This window comes from Kribbella polygonati (assembly GCF_050320105.1).
Classification (GTDB): Bacteria; Actinomycetota; Actinomycetes; order Propionibacteriales; family Kribbellaceae; genus Kribbella.
This window is the reverse complement of record NZ_CP190129.1, coordinates 1936783-1962772: the sequence shown is the minus strand read 5'-3', so window position 1 is coordinate 1962772 and position 25990 is coordinate 1936783. Positions and strand designations below refer to the sequence as shown.

Below are 25990 nucleotides of genomic sequence, written 5' to 3'. Positions count from 1 at the left end.
GCCCTCATTCAAGTCACGTTACAGAGCGAGATCGGCACTCCACGTAATCGTTACCCAGGGCAACCAATCGTCACCCAACCGGGACGACAACGGTTCCCTTGGCCCGGGTGATCTCCAGCGGTTCGGCGAGCACCTCGGCCGCCGAGGCGGATTGGTCCGGACGACCGCGGCAGACGACGTACGCGCTGAAGTCCAGGTCCCGGCTGCGGTTGCCGACCCGGCTGATCGTGGCGCTCACCTCGACCACGTCCCCGGCCCGCAGCGGCTGCAGAAACTGGACGTCGGAGTACGACGCGAACAGGCCCTCGTCGCCGTCCGCCTGGATGCACACCTCGGTCGCGACGTCACCGAACAGGCCGAGCACGTACGCGCCGTCGACCAGGTTCCCGGCGTAGTGCGCGTGGCTGTAGGGGATGTAGCGGCGATGCGTGACGGTCAGACCGATCGTTGCCTTCGACACCTAAGCGCTCCTCTTCGTGACCAATGCGTCGACCAGGTAGCTGGCCACCTCACCCGGCGTCGTACCGCGGCCGAAGACCCGGTCGACGCCCAGCTCGCCCGCCATCTGCTCGGTGAAACGGGGGCCGCCGGCAACGAGTACGGGACGGGTGTCCTCGGAGTACGCCTCCCGGAACGCCGCCGACATCTCCTTGGTGTTCAGTACGTGCGCCTCGCGCTGCGTCACCACCTGGGAGACCAGGATCGCGTCCGCCTTCTCCGCCCGCGCGCGCCGGACCAGCTCCGGTACGGCGACCTGCGCGCCGAGGTTCACCACCTTCACCTCGCGGTAGTACTCCAGGCCCTTCTCGCCGGCGAACCCCTTGATGTTGAGGATCGCGTCGATGCCGACCGTGTGCGCGTCGGTGCCGATGCAGGCGCCGACCACGGTCAGCCGGCGGCGCAGTCGCTTGCGGATCGCGAGGTTCACCTCCTTCGGCGACAGCAACGGGTAGTCGCGTTCGACGACCTCCACCTTGGAGGTGTCGACCAGGTGGTTCACCGGGCCGTAGACGACGAAGAACGTGAAGTCCGGTCCGATCGCCTTCGCGTGCACGACCAGCGCCGGGTCCATGCCCATCTTGTTGGCCAGCTGCACCGCGGCGCCCTCGGCCCGCTTGTCGTGCGGGACCGGCAACGTGAACGACAGCTGCACCATCCCGTCCCCGGTGGTGTCGCCGTACGGCCGGATGATGCTCACAGCCCCTCCTCCAACAGCTCGATCGCCGGGTTGTAGTACGCGGCGGACTTCCGGGCGACCCCGTCCAGGCCGCGGCCGGCGTCCTGAGGACGTTTCATCAATCCGAACGTGCCGTCGCCGATCGCGTTCAGCAGGCCGTCGTCGACGATCCGGTCGAGCAGCTCCACCGACTCCCCCAGCACCTGCCGTGCGCGCTGCGCGATGAACCCGTTCGGCTCCGGCCGGAAGTCCTCGTGCAGGTTGCCCGCGGCACCCAACACGTAGCGGACGTTCTGCAGCGCGAGATCCCGGTCCGAGATCCACGGCGTCACGACCGCCTCGGTCATCATCCCGACCAGCAGGATGCCCTGCCCGGTCATCGCGCCGACCAGGTTGAAGAACCCGTCCAGCAGGTACCCGCGGAACACGTCGCCGGTCATGTGCCGGGTCGGCGGCATCCACTTCAGCGGCGCGTTCGGGAACAGCTGCCGGGCCAGCATCGCGTGCGCCAGCTCGAGCCGGAACGAGTCCGGGAGGTCCGGGTTGATCTCGAACGCGTGCCCGAGGCCGAGCTGCCAGTCCTCGAGCCCGGCCTCCTTGGCGAAGTACTCGTTCAGCAGCTGCGACACCGTGACCGTGTGCGCGGCCTCGACCGCGTCCGCCGTGGTCAGGTAGTTGTCCTCGCCGGTGTTGATGATGATCCCGGCGCGGGCGTGGATCTGCCGGCTGAACCGCTGGTCGACGAAGGTGCGGATCGGGTTGATGTCGCGGAACAGGATCCCGTACATCGAGTCGTTCAGCATCATGTCGAGCCGCTCGAGCCCGGCCAGTGTCGCGATCTCCGGCATGCACAGCCCGGACGCGTAGTTCGTCAGCCGGACGTAGCGGCCGAGCTCCTTCGACGACTCGTCCAGGGCGGCGCGCATCAGGCGGAAGTTCTCCTGCGTCGCGTACGTACCGGCGAAGCCCTCACGGGTCGCGCCCTCCGGCACGTAGTCGAGCAGCGACTGGCCGGTCGACCGGATCACCGCGATGATGTCGGCGCCCTCGCGCGCGGCCGCCTGGGCCTGCGGGATGTCCTCGTAGATGTCGCCGGTCGCGACGATCAGGTAGATCCACGGCCGCTGCTCCGGGTCGCCGTGCCGCTTGATCAGCCGGTCCCGCTCACGCCGCCGCCCGTCGATCCGCTTCATCCCGGCCGTCGCCGCCTTGCGCGCGGCCGACCTGGCCCGGACGGCGTCCCGTCCTTCCGGCAGCCGGAACGTCACGGACCCGGACGCGGCCTTCTGCGCGAGCACAGCCAGGTCCTCGGCCTCACCACGGACCAACGCGTCCCACACCGGCAACGCGAGCCCGTGCTCGAGTCCGACGTCCGCACGGACGGTGTCCGCGAGCCGGTTGACCCACGGGATGCCCTCTGTATCGGCACCGGTCAGCCCGGCGAGCCGCAGTACCGCTCGTTCGACCGACACCGTCGTGTGCTGGCGGGCCAGATTGACGATCGGCCTCCCGGCCTTCCGGGCGAGGCTGCGCGCCTTCCGGACGGTGACCGGATCAAGATCCAGCTTCTTCACTGCGACCATCCTTCGGCTTCGTAGATCACGCGGCCGCCGACAGCGGTCCGCACACAGGTCGGCGTCCCTTGGCTCAGATCCGGCAGCACCGGGACGCCGGCCCGCGGATCGGTCGACCACGCGGCGACCCGCTCGTCCGGCGTCTGCACGACCAGGTCGGCGTCGGTCTGCCAGATCGCGTACGTCGCCGCCGTACTGGGCGCCAGCACGCCGGCGTCGTCGATCCCGGCGGCCCGCCAGCCGCCGCGGGTGTGCGCCTGGAACGCGGCGCGTACGGTGATCCGCTCGGACTTCTCGTGGTGGAACGCGGCCGCCCGCACGGCCTCCCAGCCGCCCAGCTCCGTCACGGGAGCGTCCGAGCCGAACGCGAGTACGACGCCTGCCCGGGCCAGCGAACCGAACGGGTTCATGCCCTGCCAGCGGTCGCCGACGCGCTCGGCGTACATGCCGTCCGGACCGCCCCAGTGCGCGTCGAACATCGGCTGCACGCTGGCCACCACACCGCAGCGGGCGAGCGTCGCGATCGTTGCCTCGTCGACCATTTCGACGTGCTCGAGACGGTGGCGCGCGGCAACCAACGCCTGTACGCCGACCTTCTCCGCGGCGAGCTCGAACCCGCGGGCGATGTTCGCCAGCGCCTGGTCGCCGATGCAGTGGAACCCGGCCTGCACGTTCCGCTCGGTGCACGCGATCACGTGCTCGGCGATCTGCTCCGCCGTCAGGTACGCGTGCCCGCGGTGGTCGGCGCGGTCGGCGTACGGCTCCTTCAATGCCGCCGTACGGGAGCCGAGCGCACCGTCCGCGTTGAGGTCACCCGCGAGGCCGGCGAGACCGTACGTCCCGAGGTGCTCGAACGCGCCGGGCTCACCCCAGTACAGCGTCGCGGACAGCCCGAGCTCTTCCGCAACCTGGCGCACGATCGGCAGCTCCCACAACGGACCGATGTGCGGCGCGGCCATCTCGTGGAACGCCCCAATACCTTTCGAGGCCATCGCCTGCAGGGCCGCTTCGATGTGCGTCCGCTGCTGATCCGGCCCGATCAACTCGCTCAACGCGTCCCGAACGGCGTGATGAGCATCCCGCTCCAATCGCCCAGAACTGTCGAAGCCGGAGCCTTTCGCAGCCGGGAACAGGGCGGAGGAGATCACGCCGGAGTGACCGTCCACCCGGGCCAGGTACACGCGCCGCCCACCGCCCGCCGCATCCAGTTCCTGGGCCATCGGTGCACGACCCTCGGGCCACTTGGTCTCGTCCCACCCGGCGCCGTCGATCACCGCGTCCGCGGGCAGCTCGGCCGCGAACGCCGCCAGCTTGTCCAGCGCCTCGGTCAACGACGCCGTACCGGCAAGGTCCAACCCGGTCAGCTGCGCACCGGTGCCCGCGGCGTGCACGTGGGCGTCCACGAAGGCCGGCGTCACCAGCTTGCCGTCGAGGTCGATCACCTCGTCCGCGCCGTCGGCGTACGCGCCCGCGCCGGTGTCGTCGCCCAGCCAGGTCACCACCCCGTCGTCGAAGGCGATCGCGGTCGCGTGGGGGTCGGCGGGTGAGTAGACGGAACCGTTCGTCAGAAGTGTGCGCACGGCCTAATCCTCCGCCAGCCTGCTCTCGAACAGACCACGGACACCCGGCTCGGACCGCAACAGCTCCATCGCGTACTCCGCGTGCCCGGGCACGTACCCGTTGCCCACCAGCATCGTCACGTCCGCCGCGAGCCCTTCCGCGCCGAGCGCCGCCGCCGAGAACGACGTCGCCATCGAGAAGAAGATCACCGTGCCGCCCGCGGCCGTCGACAGTACGGCGCCGTGCTCGCACCCCGGTACGTCGACGCAGACGACCGTGATGTCCGCGGGCTCCCCCACGGCCGCCGCCAGCGCGACCGGATCACGTGCGTCGGCCAGCGCGACCACGTCCGCCAGACCCGGCTGCGTCAGGCGTTCGCGCTCGGCCTCGAACGGTACGACGCCGATCGTGCGCGCCGCGCCGGCCCGGCGCGCGGCGGCCAGGGAGAGCGAACCCGACTTCCCTGCGCCACCAATTACTGACACGACAGGCTTTATGCCTTTGTCGACATACGACCGCACCACGCGGGCGGTCAGCGCGGGCGCACCACAGACGTCCATGACGGCCAGCGACAGCTCCGGCTTCAGGTCGTCCGGCAGCTTCGCGACGATCGACCGGGCGAACAGGATCGCGTGCCCCTGCGCCGGGACCTGCTCGCTCTTGCCGTCCCAGTCCTTCAGCTCGTCGGTGATCTGCAGCGGCGTCAGCGTCAACGACACCAGCGTCGCGACCCGGTCGCCCTTGCGGACACCGAGCGGCGAGTCCGGGCCGGCCTCGTCGACCACGCCGACGAGCATCCCACCGGAGCCGGTGACCGGGTTCTGCATCTTCCCGCGGGTCGCGATGATGTCCAGGACCGCGCGGCGGACCGCCGTACCGTCGCCGCCGTGCGCCTCGGCCAGCTGGCGGTACGACGCGGCGTCCAGGTTCAGGCGTTCGACCGCGATCCGGACCTCGTCGGGCCAGATCCCGGGACGGGCGTCGAGTTTCGCCGCCGCCTGCGGCAGTACGCCGGACGGGGCGAGGACGCGGTGCAGTCCTACCGGGCTCGATGACACATGGCCTCCTTCGTACGCCGGTGCGGTCAGGCAAAATACTACTCAAAGTAGGCCGTGACGAGAATTCTTACGGCGTACTGTTGGATCTGAGGGAAGTTCTATCGCTATCCTCACATCCGACAGCATCATCGACTGACGCCACGGAGGCACCGTGACCGACCTGATCATCCCGGAGCTGGCGCGTTCGGAAGAGCCCGGCGACGGCCAGCCGTACGTGTACCGGCGGGCCGAGCTGGTCGAGCCCGACTGGACCCGGCTGCCCGGCTGGAAGGACGTCACCGCCGCGGAATGGCGCTCGGTGCAGTGGCAGCGGTCGCACTGCGTGAAGAACGTGAAGCAGCTGCGGGACGTGATGGGCGACCTGCTCGAGGAGCGGTTCTACGAGGACCTCGCCCGGGACCAGGCCGAGCGGGCCACGATGTCGATGCTGCTGCCGCCGCAGATGCTGAACACGATCGTTCCGTCGGGCGCCGCGGACTACACGGCGGCGTTCTACGCCGATCCGGTCCGGCGGTACATGCTCCCGGTGTTCAGTGACCGCCGTACCGACTGGCCGTCGCATCCGCACGCGACCCGGGACTCGCTGCACGAGCACGAGATGTGGGCCACGGAGGGGCTGACCCACCGCTACCCGACGAAGGTGCTCGCGGAGATCCTGCCGACCTGCCCGCAGTACTGCGGTCACTGCACCCGGATGGACCTGGTCGGCAACTCGACGCCGGTCATCGACAAGCTCAAGTTCGTCGCGAAGCCGCAGACCCGGCTGGACGACATGCTCGACTACCTGCGCCGTACGCCGGGCGTCCGGGACGTCGTCGTCTCCGGCGGCGACGTCGCGAACATGCCGTGGCCGCGGCTCGAGGCGTTCCTGCTGAGCCTGCTCGAGATCGAGAACATCCGCGACATCCGGATGGCCACCAAGGCGCTGATGGGGATGCCGCAGCACTGGCTGTCGTCCGACGTACTGTCCGGCGTCGAGCGGGTCGCGTCGATCGCGCGGGACCGCGGCGTGATGCTCGCGATGCACACCCACGTGAACGCCGCCCAGTCGGTGACCCCGCTGGTCGCCGAGGCCTCCAAGGCGATGCTCGAGGCCGGCCTGCGCGACGTCCGCAACCAGGGCGTGCTGATGCGCGGCGTCAACGACTCGATCCCGCAGCTGCTCGACCTGTGCTTCGCGTTGCTCGACGGCGCGAACGTCACGCCGTACTACTTCTACATGTGCGACATGATCCCGTTCTCCGAGCACTGGCGGGTCTCGGTCCGCGACGCCCAGCACCTCCAGCACGGCATCCTCGGCTACCTCCCCGGCTTCGCCACCCCGCGCATCGTCTGCGACGTCCCGTACGTCGGCAAGCGCTGGGTCCACCAGCTGTCCGAGTACGACGAGGTCCGCGGCATCTCGTACTGGAAGAAGAACTACCGCACCGGCATCGAACAGCAGGACCCCGAAGCCCTGAACCGCACCTACGAGTACTACGACCCGATCGACACCCTTCCGGCCGAAGGCCAGAACTGGTGGCGCGAACACGCCGGCAACCACCTCGCCGAAGCCGAACAACGCGCCGCCGCGTCCCGCGCGACCGCCGAATCCCAGAAACTGCTCGACCTCAGCTAACTTCTGCAACAACCTGCAATCCGCTCTCCGTCAGCAGATAGATGCACACGGCAACCGCTAGCATCTCCACTCGTCCGGTTGTCGTACTCGGGAGTGCATGTGCGGGTGATCCGCAGGGTTGTCGGCGTACTGCTGGCTGTGGCGGGCCTGGTGGTCGCCGTCGTGGGCGGCGTAGCCGCATTCTGGCTGATCGGGCCGGACGACACGGTGCACTCCGGCGAGCAGCAGTTGAGCAGCAAAGGGCTCGCGATCGCGAGCACCCCGGAGCTGCTCAACCGCAACGGGCCGGTACTGCACGTCGACGTCCGGTCCACGAAGAACCAGCCCGTGTTCGTCGGCGTGGCGCGGGACTTCGACGTCGCCAGCTACCTCAAGGGCACCGGCCACACCAAGCTGGTGCAGGTCCAGTACCCGATCGCCCTCAGCAACGAGGACGAGAAGGGTACGGCGGGCCCGCTCGCCGCACCCGCGACCCTCGACTGGTGGGTCACCAAGGCGAACGGCGCGGGTACCCAGTCCATCGCCTGGCCGATCGAGGACGGCCCGTACGACGTCGTCATCATGAACGCCGACGGCAGGACCACGCCCGACGTACAGGCCAACCTGGGCATCGAGATCCCGAGCGCCTTCCGGACGGCCCTCATAATCTTTGCCTCAGGCATCATCCTCCTTGCCCTGGGCATCTTCCTGGTCCTCTTCCGCCGCCGCTCGGTGCGGCCGCAAGCCCCCGGCACCACACCGCAGCCGGGCGTGCAGGGTGACGTACACCGCGGCTCGCCGGGGCTGAGGCGGGCCGCGGGCACCGCGCTGGTGCTGGGTCTGGTCACCGGATGCTCGGCGATCCCTCCCGTGGACACCGTCAAGGTGGTGAGTCGGCCGGCAGTCAGCGACCGCACCGCAAAGGCCGTGATCGACCATTTCAACGCGGTCAACAGCAAGGCGAACGCCACGATGGACGACAAGCTCATCGCGACGGTCGAAGGCGGCAACCTGCTGCGGCAGACGCAGGCATGGTTCGAGATCGGACGGACGTCCAAGGCCAAGCCGGGTGGGGTGCTCACCTACACCAAGCCCGTGATCGGAGCACCGCGGTTCAGCAGCTACCCGATGAGCTTCGTCAGCTCGTCCGAGGCGTCGGGCGCCAAGGATTACCGCCACCTCGGCGTCTGGGAGCGGACTACTGCCGGCACCCCGTGGATGCTCACGTTCGGATCCTTCGTGCCGACAACCGTCAAGCTCCCGGACCTGACCGGCCTGCACGTGGCGACCCGGTCCGACGACGCCAAGCTCGCATCGGCGCCACAGGTCGCCGCGAACGGCCTCGCGACGTACCTGACCGAGGGGCCCAAGTCGTCCCACGCCACCGCGTTCCAGCCGAACGCGGACGTCACCACGATGTTCGCGGCGATGGCGAAGCAGAAGGCCGCCGACGAGAAGGACCGCGGGTCCGTCCGAAGCATCACGAACACCTTCGCGGCACCACCGCAGTCCCCCGCGTTCGTCACGAAGTCCGGTACCGCGGTGGTCTTCGTCTCTCTCGCCCATGAGTACCGCCTGGTCATCGGGGACAACTGGGAGTACTGGTGGGCGAGCTTCCCGGAGAACGTCTTCAGCCCCGCGACGGTGAAGTACCAGGCCGCCCTCACCTCGACCACCATCCACGACGCGCTCCTGCTGGTGCCACCGAAGGGGCACGGCAAGATCCAGGTCGTCGCGCTCACCGAGCAGTTGGTCGATGCCGGTGGCTACTGAAAGGTTGTCAGCTCGGCGAAGGTCGTGATCGTGGGGCCGGTCCAGGTCGGGGCGTTGTCGGCGTGTTCGGTGGTGCGGATGGCGTGCATGCCGAGGGCCGCGGCGGCCGGTAGTTCCCCGTCGTTGCCGTCGCCTACGAAGATGCAGTCGGTCGGGTGGGCGCCGAGGGAGTCGCAGGCAGACAGGTAGATCGCCGGGGACGGTTTGGCGGCGCCTACTTCGGCGGAGAAGGCGGTGGCGTCGTAGTACTTCGCCATTGGAGAGCCGGGCCATTGGAGCTGGGTTTCGGCGGTGATGTTGCTGACCAGGCCGATGCGCCAACCCGCGGCCTTGAAGGTGGCGAGGGTGTCGAGGGTCGTCGCGGGCGCCGCGGCGAGGAGGCGGCGGGCGAGGGAGCGGCGGAGGGCGGTGGCCTTCGTCACCTGGGCCTCGGTCGGGGTGCCGCCGCAGCGGTCGGCGATCAGGCGGAGGGTTGCGGGCAGGTCGCCGTACGCGCCGATGAAGCGCTCGTGGGACGAGGCGTCGAAGGCCTGCTGGAAGGCCGTCGGGTCGACGCCGAGGATCGTGCCCATCTGGGCGTTGACCTTGTCGCGGGACGCGTCGCCGCCGGGGATCAGCGTGCTGAACAGGTCCGTCAGCAGGACCTTCACAGGGCCGGTGGGCGGCGCTCGTACGGCGTGCTGAGGACGATCGTCGTGGTGGTGGAGACGTTCGCGCGGGCGCGGATCACCGCGAGCAGGTTCTCCAGCGCGGCCGGTGAGGCGACCCGGACGACCAGGACGTAGCTGGAGTCGCCGGCCACCGAGTAGCAGGACTCGATCTCGCGGACCTCGCGGAGCCGCTCCGGGGAGTCGTCCGGCTGCGACGGGTCGATCGGGCGGATCGAGATCAGTGCGGTCAGCGGCAGGTCGAGCGCCGTGTGGTCGACGGTGGCGGCGTACCCCTGGATGATGCCGCGCTGCTCGAGGCGCTTCACCCGCTGGTGTACGGCCGACGTGGACAGGCCGGTCGCCTTGCCCAGGTCGGTGAAGCTCATCCTGCCGTCGGTCGCGAGCAGCCCGACGATCTTGCGGTCCAGGTCCTCCATCCCGAAGACCCTACTGCCCCGGACGCCGCCTGTGAAAGCATCTCCCCATGCCAGTACCAGATCCAGGGACAGAACAGCGTTTGATGCTGCTCGACACCGCGTCGTTGTACTTCCGCGCGTTCTTCGGCGTACCGGACACGATGAAGGCGGCCGACGGTACGCCGACGAACGCCGTCCGCGGGCTGCTCGACTTCATCGCCCGGCTCGCCGAGAACCACCGGCCGACCCATCTGGTCGCCTGCTGGGACGACAACTGGCGGCCGTCGTGGCGGGTCGCGCTGATCCCGTCGTACAAGGCGCAGCGGGTCGAGTTCGTGTCGCCGAAGGGCGAGCAGGTCGAGGACGTACCGGACCGCCTGGAGGTGCAGGTGCCGTACATCCGGGCCTGCCTGGAGGCGATCGGGATCGCGGTCGTCGGCGCCCCGGACCACGAGGCCGACGACGTGATCGGCACGCTCTCGCACCAGGCGACGATGCCGGTCGACGTGGTCACCGGCGACCGCGACCTGTTCCAGCTGATCGACGACAGCCGCGGCATCCGGGTCGTCTACACGGCAGCCCGCGGCGTCGGGCGCGCCGACGTGTACGACGAGCAGGCGCTGCTCGCGAAGTACGAGGTCCCGGCCCAGCGGTACGCCGACTTCGCCACGCTGCGCGGCGACGCGTCCGACGGACTGCCCGGCGTGAAGGGGGTCGGCGAGAAGACCGCCGCCGCGCTGGTCACGGCGTACGGCGACCTCGACGCGATCCGGGCCGCGGCCGCCGACCCCAGTACGCCGATGGCGCCCGGGGTGAAAAAGAAGATCGTGGCCGCGAGCGACTACCTGGATGTGGCGCCGAAGGTGGTCGCGGTCGCGAAGGACGCGCCGGTCGGGACGTACGACGCGACGCTGCCGCGCGAGATCAAGGACCCGGAACGCTGGCTGGACCTCGTCGAACTGCTCGAACTCGGCAGCAGCGCGCAACGCGTGATGTCCGCCCTGGACCTCGGACCCAAAGCATGAACACCCGTGAATTGGCGGAGAAGTTCCGCGAGGAGATCGTCGCGCTGCGGCGGGAGCTGCACCAGGTGCCGGAGTTCGACCTCGACCTGCCGAAGTCGCAGCAGTTGATCCTGGACGCGCTCGACGGCCTGCCGTTGGAGATCACGCTCGGCAAGGAGCTGTCCTCGGTGACCGCCGTACTGCGGGGTGGTCGCGGGCAGCCGTCAACCACACGTCCCGTCGTACTGCTGCGTGGTGACATGGACGCGCTGCCCGTCACCGAGCGGGTCGACGTACCGTTCAAGTCGCGGCACGACGGGATGATGCATGCCTGCGGCCACGATCTGCACGTCGCGGGGCTCGTCGGTGCGGCGAAGGTGCTGTGTGCGCTGAAGGACGAGCTGCCCGGTGACGTGGTGTTCATGTTCCAGCCCGGCGAGGAGACGTCCGGCGGGGCGCCGATCATGATCCGCGAGGGCGTCCTCGACGCGGCGGGGCGGCGGGCGGACGCAGCGTACGGGCTGCATGTGGGCGCGTCGTCGCAGCCGCTCGGGATGTGGAGCAGCAAGCCCGGGTCGTTCATGGCCGCGGCGGACCAGCTGCACGTGCGGGTGATCGGCGAGGGTACGCACGGGTCGACGCCGTTCCGCGGCAAGGACCCGATCCCGGTGCTGTGCGAGATCGTCACCGCGCTGCAGACGATGATCACCCGGCAGTTCGACGTGTTCGATCCGGTGGTGCTGACCGTCGGGCGGATCGCGGGCGGGACGAAGGAGAACATCATCCCGGACGACGCGTTCATCGACGCGACCGTACGGACGTTCTCCGAGGTGGCGCGGGCGAAGGTGCAGACGTCGTCGATCCAGCTCGTCGAGAGCCTCGCGGCGGCGCACGGTCTGCGGGTCGAGGCGGAGTACCAGGTCGGGTATCCGGTGACGGTCAACGACGCGTCCGAGTACGCGTTCGCGCGGGGGGTGATCGAGGACCTGTTCGGCGCGGACCGCTTCCGCGAGCGGCCGAACCCGCGGTGCGGCGCCGAGGACATGTCGTACGTGCTGAACGAGGTGCCCGGCGTGTACCTCAACCTCAGCGCCTGCGCCTCCGACGACCCGGACGCTGCCGCCGACAACCACTCCCCCTTGGCGAACTTCGACGACTCGGTGCTCCCCGACGGGGCGGCCCTGCTGGCCGAGCTCGCCGTACGGCGGCTGAACCGGGCCTAGGGAGAATTCCCGATGCGCGGGCAGTCCGCGACCGAGCAGACTGCCCGCATGCCTTTCGTGGATGTGCCCGACGGATACCTGTACTTCGAACAGCACGGCGCCGGCGCGGACGTCGTACTGCTGAACGGCGGGCTGGCCGACGTACGGATGTGGGCATCGACGGTCGCGTGGCTCGCCGAGACGCATCGCGTGACGACGTGGGACTACCGCGACACGGGGCTGTCGTCTCCGTCGTACCGGGCGCACGACGAGATCGCGGACCTGGCCGCGGTGCTGGACGCGGCCGGCGTACGGCGCGCCGTGCTGGTCGGGGTGTCCGACGGGGGCCGGCGGGCGCTCGGGTTCGCGCACCGGCATCCGGCGCGGTTGGTCCGGGTGGGGGTCGTCGGTGGGTCGTTCGGGGAGTTCCCGGACTCGACGGCCGCGGAGGAGGCGGCCCGGGTGGTGATGCGGGCGCACTTCGCGCGGCACGCGGAGATCCTCGAGAACGACGGCATCCCGGCGGCGGCCGAGAACGACGTACAGGCGTGGTGCCCGGCCGTGAGCGGCGACGACCGCCGGCTGCTGGTCGGGCTGGAGATCGCGAACTCGCGGGTGATGACGATGCCGGTCCACCACGGCGCCGAACTCGAACCGCCGGTCAAACACCGGTTCGCGGAACTGACCGTCCCCGTCTCGGTCCTGGTCGGCGGCCAGGACTTCGACGGCACCCAACTCTGGGGACACCGCCTCGCCACCCAGGCGCCGTACGCCGACCTGACCGTCCTGCCCGACGCCGACCACATGCCGATGTTCTCCGCGCCCGACGGCTTCCGCCGGTTCGTCACCGACGTACTAGCGCCTGCTCCAGCCACCTCATGAAGGCGGGATAGTCGGCCGAGACCGACATCGCGATCTCGGTCCCGTCCGGCGCGAGGCTCATGCGGGCGAGCTCGTCCAGCACCACCCGCTCCCGCGCGAACCGCACACCGGGCCAGAGCAGCGCGGCCGCGAGCGCGAGCGCGTCGTGCTGCATCGCGACATACTTCGCCGTCCAGCGGTCGAACTGCTCCCGCAGCACGCGCTCCCACGGCGTCGCGCCGGGCTCGGTCCACCGCTGGTAGAGCCGCGAGTCCGCGGTGAGTTCCATCGCCGGGTCGAACGTCACGTCCGACGTGACGAACGTCGGCGGCCCCCACCGCTCCAGCGCCGGCAGCACCTCGATCGCCGCCGCCGGATCCGCCCGGAAGTTGTGCTCGGCCCGCGCCGGATCGCGGTAGTTGACCGCCCCACCCATCTGCGTGACCACCATCCGAGCCACCAACTCGGGCCGCTCCCGCTGCAGCGCCGCCAGATTCGACATCGGCCCCATCCCCACCCACGGCACCGGCCCGTCGCACCGCGCCATCACCTCATCCACCGCGCCCGCAACATCGGTCCCCTGCCAAGGCACATCCCCCGGACACATACCCCCGACCACAAACCCGCGCCGATTCCCCAAATCAGCCCCCGCCACCACCCCAACCTCCGGCCGCCCCACCAAATCCAGCAACCACCGCACAAACCGAGCCCGCTCCCCACCGAACTCGTCCCCCGTCACCACCAACCCCAACTCCGGCACCAACCGCCCAGCCACCACCAACGCCACACTGTCGTCCAGATCCCCACCGGCATCCGTATCGATGATCATCGGAGCCCGTGCCGTCACGGCCGGCCCGAGCGCGGGCGGCGGCCCACCGACGATCTGTTCGTCGCCGTCCTCAGAACCCGCGGCCGCTCCCACGAGCGCCATCCACTCGCCCACGGGATCCGCCTCGCCACCATCGCCCACCACCCGCACCTCCCCGCGTCGCGTTCAACACATTCTCGGCGAACAACTGCTTGTCGCCGTCGCTCCCGCACCGCTCGTACGCCGCCCAGATCGCGGGCCTGTCGCGTTCCGGAACCCTTGCCCGGTCCAACGACTTCTGCAGCGCCTCCACCTGCCGGTGGTCGGATCGGTACACGAACGAGTCGAGGAACTCTGCCAGCCTCGCGTCGGTCGGACGACCGCTGATCCACGCGCGGACCTCGCGGCGATATCGCCCCGCCCAGTCGTCCAGCCACGGCCGAAGCGCGACGCCCGCGTCACGCCGGCCGGCAACATGGCGCGCCAGATCCGCGACAGCCCGCAGATTCACCACCTTCACGGCCTCGCGGACCCGAGGATCGCGCAACCGTGGGGACAGCCGCGCCCTGCTCAGGCCCTTCAGCAGCTCCGGATCGTGCCGCTGACCGACCTGCTCGGGTCCATGTACGCCGATCCGCTCCGGACTCGACATCGGGCCGTTCAGCAGCTTCTCGACGGTGTGCAGCGCCGTTCGATGCGCGAACGTCTTCGACTCGTCGGCCGGGAGGACTTCCAAGGCACGCCCCTGGTACGTCTCCGACGCGGAGAGGTGGACCTCATAGCCCTTCTTGGTCCCCGGATGGGGGTCGTCCGGCGATTCGGCATGGAAGGCGTACCGCCCGACGAACTCGGTCTCCGGATACACCGCGGCGAGCAGTTCCTGCACGCTGCCTTTGAAGCTCGTGTCGACGAGCGCGACCCGGCTTCCCGGCCGGCCGACGGGTACGCCGTGCGCGTGCAGGTAGTCGGTCAGCCTACGAAACCCACCGACAGTGTCCGCCGGCCGCACTCGTGCCGCCGCACCCCGGAAGCCCTGCAGTTCCGGGAAGCGCAGCCCTTGGTGACGCTCCAGATCCTGAAGTGCGTTCTCGACCAGCACGCGCGAGAGCACCAGGTTCGCGCCGTGCCGACCGAAGAACGGTCCGTCGAGCTTCGACATCGCGAGGGCAAGATGATGTCCGTCGCGGCCGAGTGCGACCACTCGATCGACGTTCCGGCTGCCAACATCTTCTCTGAGGTCGACGAGCATGTTGTCGGCGACTCTGACCATCAGCGACGCCGGAAACTGGTAGGCGACGAGGTACGCGTGCCGCAGCGTCATGACATCGGGGTCCTCCTCGATGCCCAGTTGATCGGCGACGCGCTGCGCGGTCCGCGCGCTCAGCTCCAGTACGAAGTCTGCGTTCTCGAACACGCATCAAGTACCGCACAGTTGGCCATCGTCCCGCGGAAGTTATCCACAGCAGGCAGGCGAGGCCGTTCGGGGCGGCCTCGCCTGCTGTGGGGTCAGCGGGCCATTGGGCGGCCGGCGGGGGTTGGGGTTGGGGTGAGGGCGGCGGCTTCCTCGTCGATGTCTACTACGGCGCCGCTGAACTGGGCGTTGTAGAGGCGGGCGTAGGCGCCGTCGAGGGCGAGGAGTTCGGTGTGGTTGCCCTGTTCGACGATCGCGCCGTTCTCCATCACCAGGATCAGGTCCGCGTCGCGGATGGTGGAGAGGCGGTGGGCGATGACGAAGCTCGTGCGGTCGGAGCGCAGGGCGGCCATGGCGCGTTGGACCAGGACCTCCGTACGGGTGTCGACCGAGCTGGTCGCCTCGTCGAGGATCAGCAACTGCGGGTCGGCGAGGAACGCGCGGGCGATGGTGAGGAGCTGCTTCTCACCGGCGCTGACGTTGCTGCCTTCCTCGTCGATGACCGTGTCGTAGCCGTCGGGCAGGCTGTGCACGAAGCGGTCGACGTACGTCGCCTTCGCCGCCGCGAGCATGTCCTCCTCTCCTGCGTCCAGGTTGCCGTACAGCAGGTTGTCCCGGATCGTGCCGCCGAACAGCCAGGTGTCCTGCAGCACCATGCCGATCCGCGAGCGCAGGTCGTGCCGGGTGAGCTCGGTGATGTCGACACCGTCGAGCGTGATCTTCCCGCCGTTCAGCTCGTAGAACCGCATGATCAGGTTGACCAGCGTGGTCTTGCCGGCGCCGGTCGGGCCGACGATCGCGACCGTCTGGCCGGGTTCGGCGACCAGGCTCAGGTCGGTGATCAGCGGCTTCTCCGGGTCGTACGAGAACGACACGTGCTCGAACTCGACCCGCCCGCGGGCGTCGGTGACCTGCTCCGGGGTCGCGTCCTCCGGCACCTGCTCCTCGGCGTCCAGTACTTCGAAGACGCGCTCGGCCGAGGCCACGCCCGACTGCAGCAGGTTCGCCATCGAGGCCACCTGGGTGAGCGGCTGGGTGAACTGCCGCGAGTACTGGATGAACGCCTGCACGTCGCCCAGCGACATGGTTCCGGACGCCACCCGCAGACCGCCGATCACCGCGATCACCACGTAGTTCACGTTCCCGATGAACATCATCAGCGGCATGATCAGCCCGGAGATGAACTGCGCGCCGAACGCGGCCTTGAACAGCTCGTCGTTCTTGGCGTCGAAGTTCGCCTGGATCTCCTTCTGCCGGCCGAACACCTTCACCAGTTCGTGCCCGGTGAACGCCTCCTCGATCTGGCCGTTCAGCGCGCCGGTGTGCCGCCACTGGGCGACGAACCGGACCTGCGACCGCTTCGCGATCACCGCGGTCAGCACCATCGAGACCGGGATCGTGATCAGCGCGATCAGCGCCAGCACCGGGGAGATCACGAACATCATCGTGATCACGCCGATCACCGTCAGCAGCGAGGTGAGCAGCTGGCTCAGCGTCTGCTGCAGGCTGGTCGAGATGTTGTCGATGTCGTTGGTGACCCGGCTGAGCAGCTCACCGCGCGGCGCACCGTCGAAGTAACTCAGCGGCAGCCTGTTCAGCTTGTCCTCGACGTCGGACCGCAGCCCGAGGATGGTCCGCTGGACGACGCCGTTCAGGATGTAGCCCTGCGCCCAGGACAGGAAGAACGCGCCGACGTACAGCGCGAGCACCAGCAGCAGGACGTTGCGCAGGGCATCGAAGTCGATGCCGACCCCGGGGATCAGGTCGATCCCCTGCAGCAGGTCCGCGAGCCGGCCGTTGCCGGCGGCCCGGTACTGCGCGATCAGTTCCGCCTTCGTCATGTCGTGCGGCAGCCGCTTGCCGATCGCGCCGGCGAAGATCAGGTCGGTCGCGCGACCGAGGATCTTCGGGCCGAGCACCGACAGGCCCACGCTGCAGATGGCCAGCAGTACGACGCCCGCGACCTGCAGCCGGTACGGACGCAGCCGGCCGAGCAGCCGCTTCGCCGACGGCAGGAAGTTCAGCGACTTGTCCCCCGGGATACCTCCGGGCGGTCCGAACGCGCGACCGGTGGTGGGCCGCTCGGTCGCCTTCACGGTCTTCGCCGCGGGTGCGTCCCCGTTGGGTGACGGCTTGTCCTGCGCGCTCATGCCGCCTCCTCCGCGGAACGCTGGGACTCGACGATCTCGACGTACGTCGGGCACGTGTCGAGCAACTCCTGATGGGTGCCCTTGCCGACGATCGCGCCGTCCTCGATCACCACGATCTGGTCGGCGTCGATGATCGTCGAGACGCGTTGCGCGACGATCACCATGCAGGCCTCCCGGGTGACCGGCCGGAGCGCCGCCCGCAGCCGGGCGTCGGTGGCCAGGTCGAGGGCCGAGAACGAGTCGTCGAACAGATAGATCTCCGGTTTCCGGACCAGCGCCCGCGCGATCGCGAGCCGCTGCCGCTGACCGCCGGACACGTTCGTACCGCCCTGGGCGATCGGCGCCTCCAGCCCCTCCGGCATCGCCTCGACGAAGTCCTTGCCCTGGGCAATCGTCAACGCCTCCCAGAGCTCCTCGTCGGTCGCGTCCGGGTTGCCGTACCGCAGGTTGCTGGCGACCGTCCCGGAGAACAGGTACGGACGTTGCGGCACCAGCCCGATCCGCTCCCACAGCGCCTCTGGCTCGATCTCGCGTACGTCGATGCCGTCGACGAGCACCCGCCCCTCGGTCGCGTCGAACAACCGCGGCACCAGCGAGAGCAGCGTGGTCTTTCCGGCACCGGTACTGCCGATGATCGCGGTCGTCTGACCCGGTGACGCGACGAAGCTGATGTCGCGCAGCACCGGCTCCGCGGCCCCCGGGTACTTGAACGAGGCCCGCTCGAAGACCAGTTGGCCGCGCCCGGTGAAGCTCTTGATCGGCGTGACCGGCGGCCGCACCGACGACTCGGTGTCCAGCACCTCGGCGATCCGGTCCGCGCAGACCGCGGCGCGCGGCACCATGATCATCACGAACACGCCCATCATCACCGAGAACAGGATCTGGATCAGGTAGCTGAGGAAGGCGGTCAGCGCGCCGACCATCATCTTGCCGTCCTCGATCCGGGACGCGCCGAACCACAGCACCGCGACGCTGGACACGTTCAGGATCAGCATCACGGTCGGGAACACCAGCGCCATCAGCCGGCCGGCCCGGATCGCGGTGTCGGTCAGGTTCGCGTTCGCCTCGCCGAACCGCTCGACCTCGTGCGGCTCGCGGACGAACGCCCGGACCACCCGGATGCCGGTGATCTGCTCACGCAGCACCCGGTTCACGCCGTCGATGTTCTTCTGCATCTTCCGGAACTGCGGGACCATCCGGCTGGCGATCAGGCCGACGCAGCCGGCCAGCAGCGGGACCGCCACCACGACCAGCCAGGACAGCCCGACGTCCTGCCGGACCGCCATGATGATGCCGCCGATCATCGTGATCGGCGCCGCGACCAGCATTGTCGTGGTCATCACCACGAGCATCTGGATCTGCTGTACGTCGTTCGTACTGCGGGAGATCAGCGTCGGCGCGCCGAACTGGTTGACCTCACGGGCGGAGAACTCCCCGACCCGGTGGAACACGGCCGACCGGACGTCGCGGCCGAACAGCGCGGCCGTCTTGGCGCCGAAGTACACCGCGGTGATCGTGCAGGCGATCTGCAGCAGGCTGACGCCGAGCATCCAGCCGCCGGTGCCCATGATGTAGCCGGTGTCGCCCTTGGCCACACCGTTGTCGATGATGTCGGCGTTCAGCGTCGGCAGGTAGAGGGAGGCGATCGTCCCGACAAGCTGCAGGACCACCACCAGGAGCAGGTTTCCCGCGTACGGACGCAAGTGCGTACGCAAGACTCGAACTAACATCAATCATCCCCAGAGTCGTGACGGCGGGCGCCGACGGGTGCGAGACCGGCGGCGTCCTCGGTGGCCGGTGGCTGACCGGTGTGGTGCTTGCGGACACCGTCGAACGCGAAGTCGACGATCTCCTCGGCGGTCAGCACGTGGCCGCCGGAAATCATTGGGTGGGTGGCCGAGAAGGTGATCAGGCCGATCATTCGGACCACTTCCTCGGGCGGGCGCCGCAGCTGGTCGGCGTCGGGTCGCAGCAGGTCGGCGAACGCGGCGTTCGCCTGGTCGGACTGCCGCTTGCGGCGGGCCTCGTCGACCGGTGTCTGCTTGAAGTCCGGCGGCTGCCGCAGCCGCATCGACAGCATCAGCCGGAACACCTGGCTCAGCCGCCGCTGACCGACCTCGACCGCGGCGATCGTCCGCTCGCGCAACGGCAGCGTCCGGTCCACCGCCGCCAGGCCGTTGATCAGGTCGGTGGTGTCCAGCGCGGTCATCATCACGGCGCTGATCAGCGCGTCCTTGCTGCCGAACGCGCGGAAGATCGTGCCCTCCGCGACCCCGGCGGCCTCGGCGATCTGCTTGGTGCTGACCTCGGGACCGAACTCCTCGAGCAACGGCAGCGTCGCCTCGATGATCGCGGCGCGGCGCTCTTCGGGAGGTAGTGGGGTCGCTCGTGGGCTCACGCGATCAAAGGTAACTGAGTGAGTACTCACTCACAACTACATTTTTTGCCGGCATGCGGTTGACCTCAAGTATTGTCGAGGTCCTACTGTCAGGTTTTGTCGGTGCCGTACGGAATCATCGACGTCCCCAGCCGACCAACCTGCGGAGCACTGCCGTGAGCATGGAAATGACCGCGTGGAACTCGATGTACCACGCGATGCACGCCCAGGACGACAAGAGACCGTTCTCCCGCGCCACCCTGCGGCGGATCCTCGCGTTCGCCCGTCCGCACCGGACCCAGCTGGTCTGGTTCCTGGTGCTGAGCGTCGGGGCGGCCGTGCTCGCGGTCGCCACGCCGGTGCTGGCCGGCAAGGTCGTGAACGCGATCGTCGGCGCGAGGCCGTTCGGCGTCGTGCTCGGGCTCGCGGTGCTGATCGCGGTGATCGCGGTTGCCGAGGCCGGCCTGAGCATGCTGACCCGATGGTTGTCGGCGCAGATCGGCGAGGGGCTGATCCTGGATCTCCGGACGGCGGTGTTCGACCACATCCAGCGGATGCCGATCGCGTTCTTCACCCGGACCCGGACCGGCGCGCTGGTCTCCCGGCTGAACAACGACGTCATCGGGGCGCAACGGGCGTTCAGCGACACGCTGTCCGGTGTCGTCAGCAACCTGGTGATGCTCGGACTCACGCTCGGGGTGATGCTCACCGTGTCGTGGCAGATCACGCTGCTCGCGTTGGTCATCCTGCCGGTCTTCGTCGTTCCGGCCCGCCGGATCGGGCGGCGGCTGGCCGGGCTGCAGCGGGAGGCGGCGGACTACAACGCGACCATGAGCACGCAGATGACCGAGCGGTTCTCGGCGCCGGGTGCGACGTTGGTGAAGCTGTTCGGGCGGCCCGCGCGCGAGTCGGAGGAGTTCGCGGTGCGCGCCCGGCGGGTGCGCGACATCGGCGTACGGACCGCCATGGTGCAGTGGATCTTCGTGACCGCGCTGACGTTGGTGTCGGCGCTCGCGCTCGCGGTCGTCTACGGGCTGGGCGGGTTCCTGGCGCTGAAGAACCAGCTCAATGCCGGTTCGGTGGTGTCGATGGCGTTGCTGCTGACCCGGTTGTACTCGCCGCTGACCGCGCTCGCGAGCGCGCGGCTCGAGGTGATGACCGCGCTGGTCAGCTTCGAGCGGGTCTTCGAGGTGCTGGACCTGGAGCCGCTGATCAAGGACAAGCCAGACGCCGGCCGGGTGCCGGAAGGGCCGGTCGCGGTGGAGTTCGACGGGGTGAGCTTCGCGTATCCGTCGGCCGACAAGGTCTCGCTGGCGTCGCTCGAGGAGGTCGCGAAACTCGACACCCGCGGCGGCGTCGAGGTGCTGCACGACGTCTCGTTCCGCGCCGAGCCCGGGGAGATGGTCGCGCTGGTCGGTTCGTCCGGGGCCGGCAAGTCGACGATCGCGCAGCTGATCCCCCGGCTGTACGACGTGGACTCCGGAGCGGTGCGGCTGGCCGGGACCGACGTACGGGACGTGTCGGCAGAGTCGTTGCGGCAGACACTCGGGATGGTGACGCAGGACGGGCACCTGTTCCACGACTCCATCCGGGAGAACCTGCTGCTCGCGCGTCCGGAGGCGTCCGAGGAGGACCTGTGGGACGCGCTGGAGCGGGCACGGTTGCTCGAGCTGATCAGGTCGTTGCCTGATCAGCTGGACACTGTTGTGGGTGAGCGCGGGTACCGGCTGTCCGGTGGTGAGCGGCAGCGGCTGACGATCGCGCGGTTGCTGCTCGCGCAGCCGCGGGTGGTGATCCTCGACGAGGCGACGGCCGCGCTCGACTCGACCAACGAGGCCGCCGTGCAGGAGGCGCTGACCGAGGCGCTCGCGGGGCGTACGGCGGTGGTGATCGCGCACCGGTTGTCGACGATCCGGGCGGCCGACCAGATCCTGGTGATCGAGGGCGGGCGGATCGCCGAGCGCGGCCGGCACGCCGACCTGCTCGCCGCCGGCGGGCGGTACGAGGAGCTGTACCGGACGCAGTACGACACGGCCGGGCGCGATGCCGGCGCTTTGTCATCGGCGGGCTGACCGGAGAGACTGTGGCGTGGACGAGCAGGGGACGATCAACACCATTTGCCCGACCTGCGACGGCAGCGGAGGGATCCGGGTAGCACGGGGAATCGTTCACCTGCAGGGAAATCACCCGACCGGCCCGGCGGCGACGGCGTGGGTGCTCGAGGAGTGCCGGACCTGTGAGGGTGACGGGAAGCTGCCGGGAGTCCAGGCGCCTGGCTGAAACCGCCTTGTGTGGTGAGGGAGGATGCCTGGGGTCTGTTGTTCCGATTCGACGGTGGAGGTTCACGGGGTGCTGGACGCAGGACAGGAACTCGCCGGATACGCAGTGGTCTTCCGCCCCTCCGACCCACCCCGCACCAGCCACCTAGCCTTCTGGGACCCAACTGGTAAGCCCCTCCCCCTACACCTCGGCCCCCAGGTAAACCTCACCCTCGCCCTTGGCGCGGACGAGGTCGCCCCCGCACCTCGTCCGACGAATGCGTCAGACGACGCAAGCCCGACCGCGCCGTTGTCGGGTGGGGGGACTGCGGGGTCGTCGGCGGGTGGGGTGGTGTTGCGGACTGTTCGGGCGATTGAGGTGCCGGTGGCGGAGGCGGTGCCGGTGCTCGGGCGGTTGCGGCGGGTGCCTGGTGCGCATCCGTCGGCCGCGTTCTGGGGTGCGGCGTCGCTGGTCGCGCTCCAGCTGGTTGCCCGCGGCAAACTCCTCCCCGGCGTCTCCCCCGCCGGCCACGACGCCTGGCGCGTCGGCCCCCTCGACCCCGAAGACGTCACCCGCATCCTCGACCTCGCCGAGTCCATGCCCCTCACCGCCCGAGCCCTCCCCCTCAGCGGACAGGCTGAAGTGCGGTTGCCGGTGGGTGAGGAGTTGGTGCGGGAGTTTTTGGATGCGGTGGCGGATGGGATGCCGCGGTCGCCGGCGGCGGGCGAGGTGCATCGGACCGGGTTGTTTGCGGGGGTGGCGCCGCAGCGGGCTGAGCGGTTGCGGGGGTGGGCGGATGAGGTGTCGGCGGGGCTGGACGCGGGTGTGCGGATCTCGTTGCGGGTGGAGATGGGCGAGCGGCAGTCGTTCGGCGCCGTCGTACAGCTGCACAGCTTGAAGGATCCGACCCTGGTCAGTGACGCGGACGACGTCTGGTCGAGCGACGTACCGGGGTTCGGTCCGCGGGCGCGGATCGACGCGACGTTGGCGATCCGCCGGGCCGCGCGGGTCTGGCGGCCGCTCGGGCAGTTGCTCGAGTCCGCCGTACCGGATCGGATGGAGCTCGCCGACGAGGAGGTCGCCGACCTGCTGGCCGGTTCCGCTCAGCGGCTCGCGGCCGCCGGAGTCGACGTGCACTGGCCGCGCAGCCTCGGGCGGTCGCTCACCGCGCGTGCGGCGATCACCTCGGGCGACGGTCCGCCCAGCGACCTGCCCGGCTTCTTCCAGGGCGACCGTACGCTCGACTTCAGCTGGCAGGTCGCGCTCGGCGACGACCCGTTGACGGCGGCCGAGCTCGACCAGCTCGCCGAGTCCACCCGCCCGGTCGTACGGCTCCGCGACCAGTGGATGCTGATCGACCCGGAGCTGGCCCGCAAGGCCCGCGAGCGGATCCTCAAACCGGTCACCGCGATCGACGCACTCGGCGTGGCACTCACCGGTACGACCGAGATCGACGGCCGGCAGGTCACCGTCACCCCGGCGAAGTGGCTCGACGACCTCCGAGCCCGGATCGCCGACCCGGACCGCGCCGACGAGCCGGTCGAAGCCCCACCTGGCCTCGAGGCGACGCTCCGCGACTACCAGCTCCGCGGTCTCCGCTGGCTGTCCCGGATGACGTCGCTCGGCCTCGGCGGCTGCCTCGCCGACGACATGGGCCTCGGCAAGACGATCACGCTGATCTCCCTGCACCTGCACCGCCAGCAGTCCGGCGACACCGCCGGCCCGACGCTCGTCGTCTGCCCGGCGTCGCTGCTCGGCAACTGGGAGCGCGAGATCCACCGCTTCGCCCCCGGTACGCCGGTACGCCGCTTCCATGGCACGTCCCGCTCGCTCGACGAGGCGCAGGACGGCTTCGTCCTCACGACATACGGCACGCTCCGCCGCGACGCCGTACGGCTGGCCGAGCATCCCTGGGCGCTGGTCGTCGCCGACGAGGCGCAGCACGTGAAGAACCCGTCGTCCGGTACGGCGAAGGCGCTGCGCACCGTCCCCGCGAAAGCACGGGTCGCCCTCACCGGTACGCCGGTCGAGAACAATCTGTCCGAGCTGTGGGCGATCCTCGACTGGACCACGCCCGGGCTGCTCGGCCGGCTGGGGTCGTTCCGCAACCAGTGGGCGACGCCGATCGAGGCGGACAAGGACGAGGAGGTCGCCGCGCGGCTGGCGAAGCTCGTTCGGCCGTTCCTGCTGCGCCGGAAGAAGTCCGACCCGGGCATCGCGCCGGAGCTGCCGCCGAAGACCGAGACCGACCAGCCGGTGTCCCTCACCCGCGAGCAGGTCGTGTTGTACGAGGCAACGGTCCGCGAACTCATGGACGAGGTGCGAGCGAGCGACCGGATGGCACGCCGCGGCCTGATCGTGAAGCTGCTGACCGGGCTCAAGCAGATCTGCAACCACCCCGCGCAGTACCTCAAGGAGCCCGGCGACGCCCGCCTCACCGGCCGCTCCGGCAAGCTCGAGCTGCTCGACGAACTCCTGCAGACGATCCTCGCCGAGGACGGCGCTGTCCTCGTGTTCACGCAGTACGTCGCCATGGCCCGGCTGCTCGAGCGGCACCTGGCAGAGCGCGGGATCAACTCCCAGCTACTGCACGGCGGTACGCCGGTCCCGAAGCGCGAGGAGATGGTGGACCGCTTCCAGGCCGGCGAGGTGCCGGTGTTCCTGCTGTCGCTGAAGGCCGCGGGCACCGGGTTGAACCTGACGCGGGCCGAGCATGTCGTGCACTACGACCGCTGGTGGAATCCCGCGGTCGAGGACCAGGCGACGGACCGGGCGTACCGGATCGGCCAGACCCGGCCGGTGCAGGTGCACCGGTTGATTGCCGAAGGCACCATCGAGGACCGGATCGCCGGCATGCTCGCGACCAAGCGCGAGCTCGCCGCGGCAGTGCTCTCCGGGGGCGAGGCCGCGCTGACCGAGCTGTCCGACACCGAGCTGGCCGATCTCGTCGAGCTGCGGGGCGGTGCGCGATGACCGCCGCGCAGGGCTTCCCGGCGTTCTCGGCGCAGCGGCGCAGTACGCGCGGCCGCTCGTGGTGGGCGAAGGCGTGGGTGCAGGCCCTCGAGGACACGTCGCTCGACAACGACCAGCTCCGACGAGGCCGGCGGTACGCGAACTCCGGCCAGGTCGGGACGATCACGATCAGCCCGGGCCGGATCGCCGCCACCGTGTACTCCCCCGAGGACACGTACGAGTCGGTCGTCGAGGTCGACGAGCTGAGCGAGGACGACTGGCTCCGGTTCCAGGAGCAGGTCGCCGCGCGGGCCGGGCACATCGCGGCGCTGCTGGACGGCGAGATGCCGCACAGCCTGGTCGAGGCGGCGTCCGACGCGGGCGTGACTCTGCTTCCCGGGATCGGCGACCTCGACCCGAGCTGTACGTGCGACGCGTGGGAACTCCCCTGCCAGCACGCCGCCGCGCTCTGCTACCAGGTCGCCTGGCTGCTCGACGCGGATCCGTTCGTCCTGCTGCTGCTCCGCGGGCGGACCCGCGAGGCGCTCCTCGACGAGCTGCAGGAGTCCGCGGCCCAACCCGTCGAGGCCGGCGTCTCGATCGCCGACGCCGTCACCACTCCCACCGCGGAGCTGCCCGAGCCGCCGGAGCTGCCCGCGAAGGTGACGATCGATCAGCTCGCCGTCGCGGGCATCGAGCCGCCCGACGGGTTCGGCCCGGCGACGTTCCAGCTGCTCGTACTGGACGCGGCCCGCCGTGCCCGCTCGATCCTCAACGCGCTCCTCCACAACACCGCCGTACCGCGGCCGCTGGACGAGTGGCAGGACACCGTCCGCCTGGCGGCCGACTTCCCGCAGCTCGACGCCGGCGAAGACGTTGCCCTCGGCATCCAGGCCTGGCGATACGGCGGGGCGCCCGGGCTCGACGTACTCGAACACACCTGGACGCCCGACGCGGCGGAGCTGAACCGGGCGCGGACCGAGCTCCAGGCGGCCGACGACGACGTGGTCACCACGGTGTCGGGCAACCGGTTGACGCTCGGTCCGGACACCCAACTGCGGCTCGACCGTGAGGGTCGGTGGCATCCGTACCGGCTGATCGACGAGGTCTGGACGCCGACCGGGCCGCCGTCCAGGGACGCTCTCGTCGTCGAGTGGTAGG

The 25990-nt window shown here is 69.7% G+C and carries 20 protein-coding genes; 8 read left to right on the top strand and 12 right to left on the bottom strand.

Annotated features, from left to right (window positions below):
* Positions 1 to 70 precede the first annotated feature (70 nt).
* The 5 genes from ACQHIV_RS09205 to ACQHIV_RS09185 are packed head-to-tail and all read right to left on the bottom strand — an operon-like array spanning position 71 to position 5369.
* Positions 71 to 460, bottom strand: coding sequence for a hotdog domain-containing protein (locus ACQHIV_RS09205; protein WP_427893048.1), 390 nt, complete (start codon positions 458 to 460; stop codon positions 71 to 73).
* Positions 461 to 1198 carry an OAM dimerization domain-containing protein gene (locus ACQHIV_RS09200; RefSeq protein ID WP_427893047.1) on the bottom strand — a complete coding sequence of 246 codons (738 nt, stop codon included), beginning with the start codon at positions 1196 to 1198 and terminating at the stop codon, positions 461 to 463.
* Positions 1195 to 2760 (bottom strand): lysine 5,6-aminomutase subunit alpha, encoded by a 1566-nt coding sequence (locus ACQHIV_RS09195; protein ID WP_427893046.1) that lies wholly within the window; start codon positions 2758 to 2760, stop codon positions 1195 to 1197. The genes ACQHIV_RS09200 and ACQHIV_RS09195 overlap by 4 nt, the downstream gene beginning before the upstream one ends.
* Complete coding sequence (locus ACQHIV_RS09190; protein ID WP_427893045.1) at positions 2748 to 4331, bottom strand: amidohydrolase; 1584 nt, start codon at positions 4329 to 4331, stop codon at positions 2748 to 2750. The genes ACQHIV_RS09195 and ACQHIV_RS09190 overlap by 13 nt, the downstream gene beginning before the upstream one ends.
* Positions 4332 to 4334: 3 nt before the next feature.
* On the bottom strand, positions 4335 to 5369 hold the full coding sequence (locus ACQHIV_RS09185) for an L-erythro-3,5-diaminohexanoate dehydrogenase (protein ID WP_427893044.1): 1035 nt from the start codon (positions 5367 to 5369) through the stop codon (positions 4335 to 4337).
* A 151-nt stretch (positions 5370 to 5520) separates the two neighbouring features.
* Between ACQHIV_RS09185 and ACQHIV_RS09180 the strand changes: the two genes are divergently transcribed.
* Positions 5521 to 6987: a KamA family radical SAM protein gene (locus ACQHIV_RS09180; RefSeq protein ID WP_427893043.1), complete on the top strand. Its 1467-nt coding sequence runs from the start codon at positions 5521 to 5523 to the stop codon at positions 6985 to 6987.
* A gap of 105 nt (positions 6988 to 7092) precedes the next feature.
* Positions 7093 to 8739: a hypothetical protein gene (locus ACQHIV_RS09175; RefSeq protein WP_427893042.1), complete on the top strand. Its 1647-nt coding sequence runs from the start codon at positions 7093 to 7095 to the stop codon at positions 8737 to 8739.
* Here ACQHIV_RS09175 and ACQHIV_RS09170 read toward each other — a convergent pair.
* Together ACQHIV_RS09170 and ACQHIV_RS09165 are read right to left on the bottom strand one after the other, a co-directional pair.
* Positions 8733 to 9389 (bottom strand): HAD family hydrolase, encoded by a 657-nt coding sequence (locus ACQHIV_RS09170; protein WP_427893041.1) that lies wholly within the window; start codon positions 9387 to 9389, stop codon positions 8733 to 8735. The two genes, ACQHIV_RS09175 and ACQHIV_RS09170, sit on opposite strands and share 7 nt — an antisense overlap.
* Positions 9386 to 9826 (bottom strand): Lrp/AsnC family transcriptional regulator, encoded by a 441-nt coding sequence (locus ACQHIV_RS09165; RefSeq protein ID WP_141860629.1) that lies wholly within the window; start codon positions 9824 to 9826, stop codon positions 9386 to 9388. Before ACQHIV_RS09165 ends, ACQHIV_RS09170 begins: the two co-directional genes overlap by 4 nt.
* Before the next feature lie 83 nt (positions 9827 to 9909).
* Between ACQHIV_RS09165 and ACQHIV_RS09160 the strand changes: the two genes are divergently transcribed.
* From ACQHIV_RS09160 to ACQHIV_RS09150, 3 genes are read left to right on the top strand one after another with little or no spacing between them, the layout of a single operon-like run.
* Positions 9910 to 10830 (top strand): 5'-3' exonuclease, encoded by a 921-nt coding sequence (locus ACQHIV_RS09160; protein ID WP_427893040.1) that lies wholly within the window; start codon positions 9910 to 9912, stop codon positions 10828 to 10830.
* Complete coding sequence (locus tag ACQHIV_RS09155) at positions 10827 to 12032, top strand: M20 metallopeptidase family protein (protein ID WP_427893039.1); 1206 nt, start codon at positions 10827 to 10829, stop codon at positions 12030 to 12032. The genes ACQHIV_RS09160 and ACQHIV_RS09155 overlap by 4 nt, the downstream gene beginning before the upstream one ends.
* Positions 12033 to 12080: 48 nt before the next feature.
* Positions 12081 to 12893 (top strand): alpha/beta fold hydrolase, encoded by an 813-nt coding sequence (locus tag ACQHIV_RS09150; RefSeq protein WP_427893038.1) that lies wholly within the window; start codon positions 12081 to 12083, stop codon positions 12891 to 12893.
* On the opposite strand, the gene ACQHIV_RS09145 is transcribed toward ACQHIV_RS09150, so the two are convergent.
* From ACQHIV_RS09145 to ACQHIV_RS09125, 5 genes are all read right to left on the bottom strand, one after another.
* Entirely contained in the window at positions 12856 to 13701 is an 846-nt protein-coding gene (locus ACQHIV_RS09145; RefSeq protein ID WP_427896445.1) for a nucleoside hydrolase, read from the bottom strand. The two genes, ACQHIV_RS09150 and ACQHIV_RS09145, sit on opposite strands and share 38 nt — an antisense overlap.
* Before the next feature lie 70 nt (positions 13702 to 13771).
* Positions 13772 to 15094 (bottom strand): hypothetical protein, encoded by a 1323-nt coding sequence (locus ACQHIV_RS09140; RefSeq protein ID WP_427893037.1) that lies wholly within the window; start codon positions 15092 to 15094, stop codon positions 13772 to 13774.
* A gap of 92 nt (positions 15095 to 15186) precedes the next feature.
* On the bottom strand, positions 15187 to 17241 hold the full coding sequence (locus ACQHIV_RS09135; RefSeq protein WP_427893036.1) for an ABC transporter ATP-binding protein: 2055 nt from the start codon (positions 17239 to 17241) through the stop codon (positions 15187 to 15189).
* A complete protein-coding gene (locus ACQHIV_RS09130) occupies positions 17238 to 18971 on the bottom strand; it encodes an ABC transporter ATP-binding protein (RefSeq protein ID WP_427893035.1) in 1734 nt (577 codons plus the stop codon). Before ACQHIV_RS09130 ends, ACQHIV_RS09135 begins: the two co-directional genes overlap by 4 nt.
* Entirely contained in the window at positions 18971 to 19639 is a 669-nt protein-coding gene (locus tag ACQHIV_RS09125) for a TetR/AcrR family transcriptional regulator (protein ID WP_427893034.1), read from the bottom strand. Before ACQHIV_RS09125 ends, ACQHIV_RS09130 begins: the two co-directional genes overlap by 1 nt.
* A gap of 167 nt (positions 19640 to 19806) precedes the next feature.
* Between ACQHIV_RS09125 and ACQHIV_RS09120 the strand changes: the two genes are divergently transcribed.
* The 3 genes from ACQHIV_RS09120 to ACQHIV_RS09110 all read left to right on the top strand — a co-directional run bounded on the left by ACQHIV_RS09120 (position 19807) and on the right by ACQHIV_RS09110 (position 25989).
* The gene (locus ACQHIV_RS09120; protein ID WP_427896443.1) at positions 19807 to 21690 is read left to right on the top strand and encodes an ABC transporter ATP-binding protein; all 1884 of its coding nucleotides are present in this window, start codon (positions 19807 to 19809) and stop codon (positions 21688 to 21690) included.
* Positions 21691 to 22474: 784 nt separating this feature from the next.
* The gene (locus ACQHIV_RS09115; protein ID WP_427896441.1) at positions 22475 to 24850 is read left to right on the top strand and encodes a DEAD/DEAH box helicase; all 2376 of its coding nucleotides are present in this window, start codon (positions 22475 to 22477) and stop codon (positions 24848 to 24850) included.
* The gene (locus ACQHIV_RS09110) at positions 24847 to 25989 is read left to right on the top strand and encodes an SWIM zinc finger family protein (protein WP_427893033.1); all 1143 of its coding nucleotides are present in this window, start codon (positions 24847 to 24849) and stop codon (positions 25987 to 25989) included. Before ACQHIV_RS09115 ends, ACQHIV_RS09110 begins: the two co-directional genes overlap by 4 nt.
* The last annotated feature ends 1 nt before the right edge of the window (position 25990 follow it).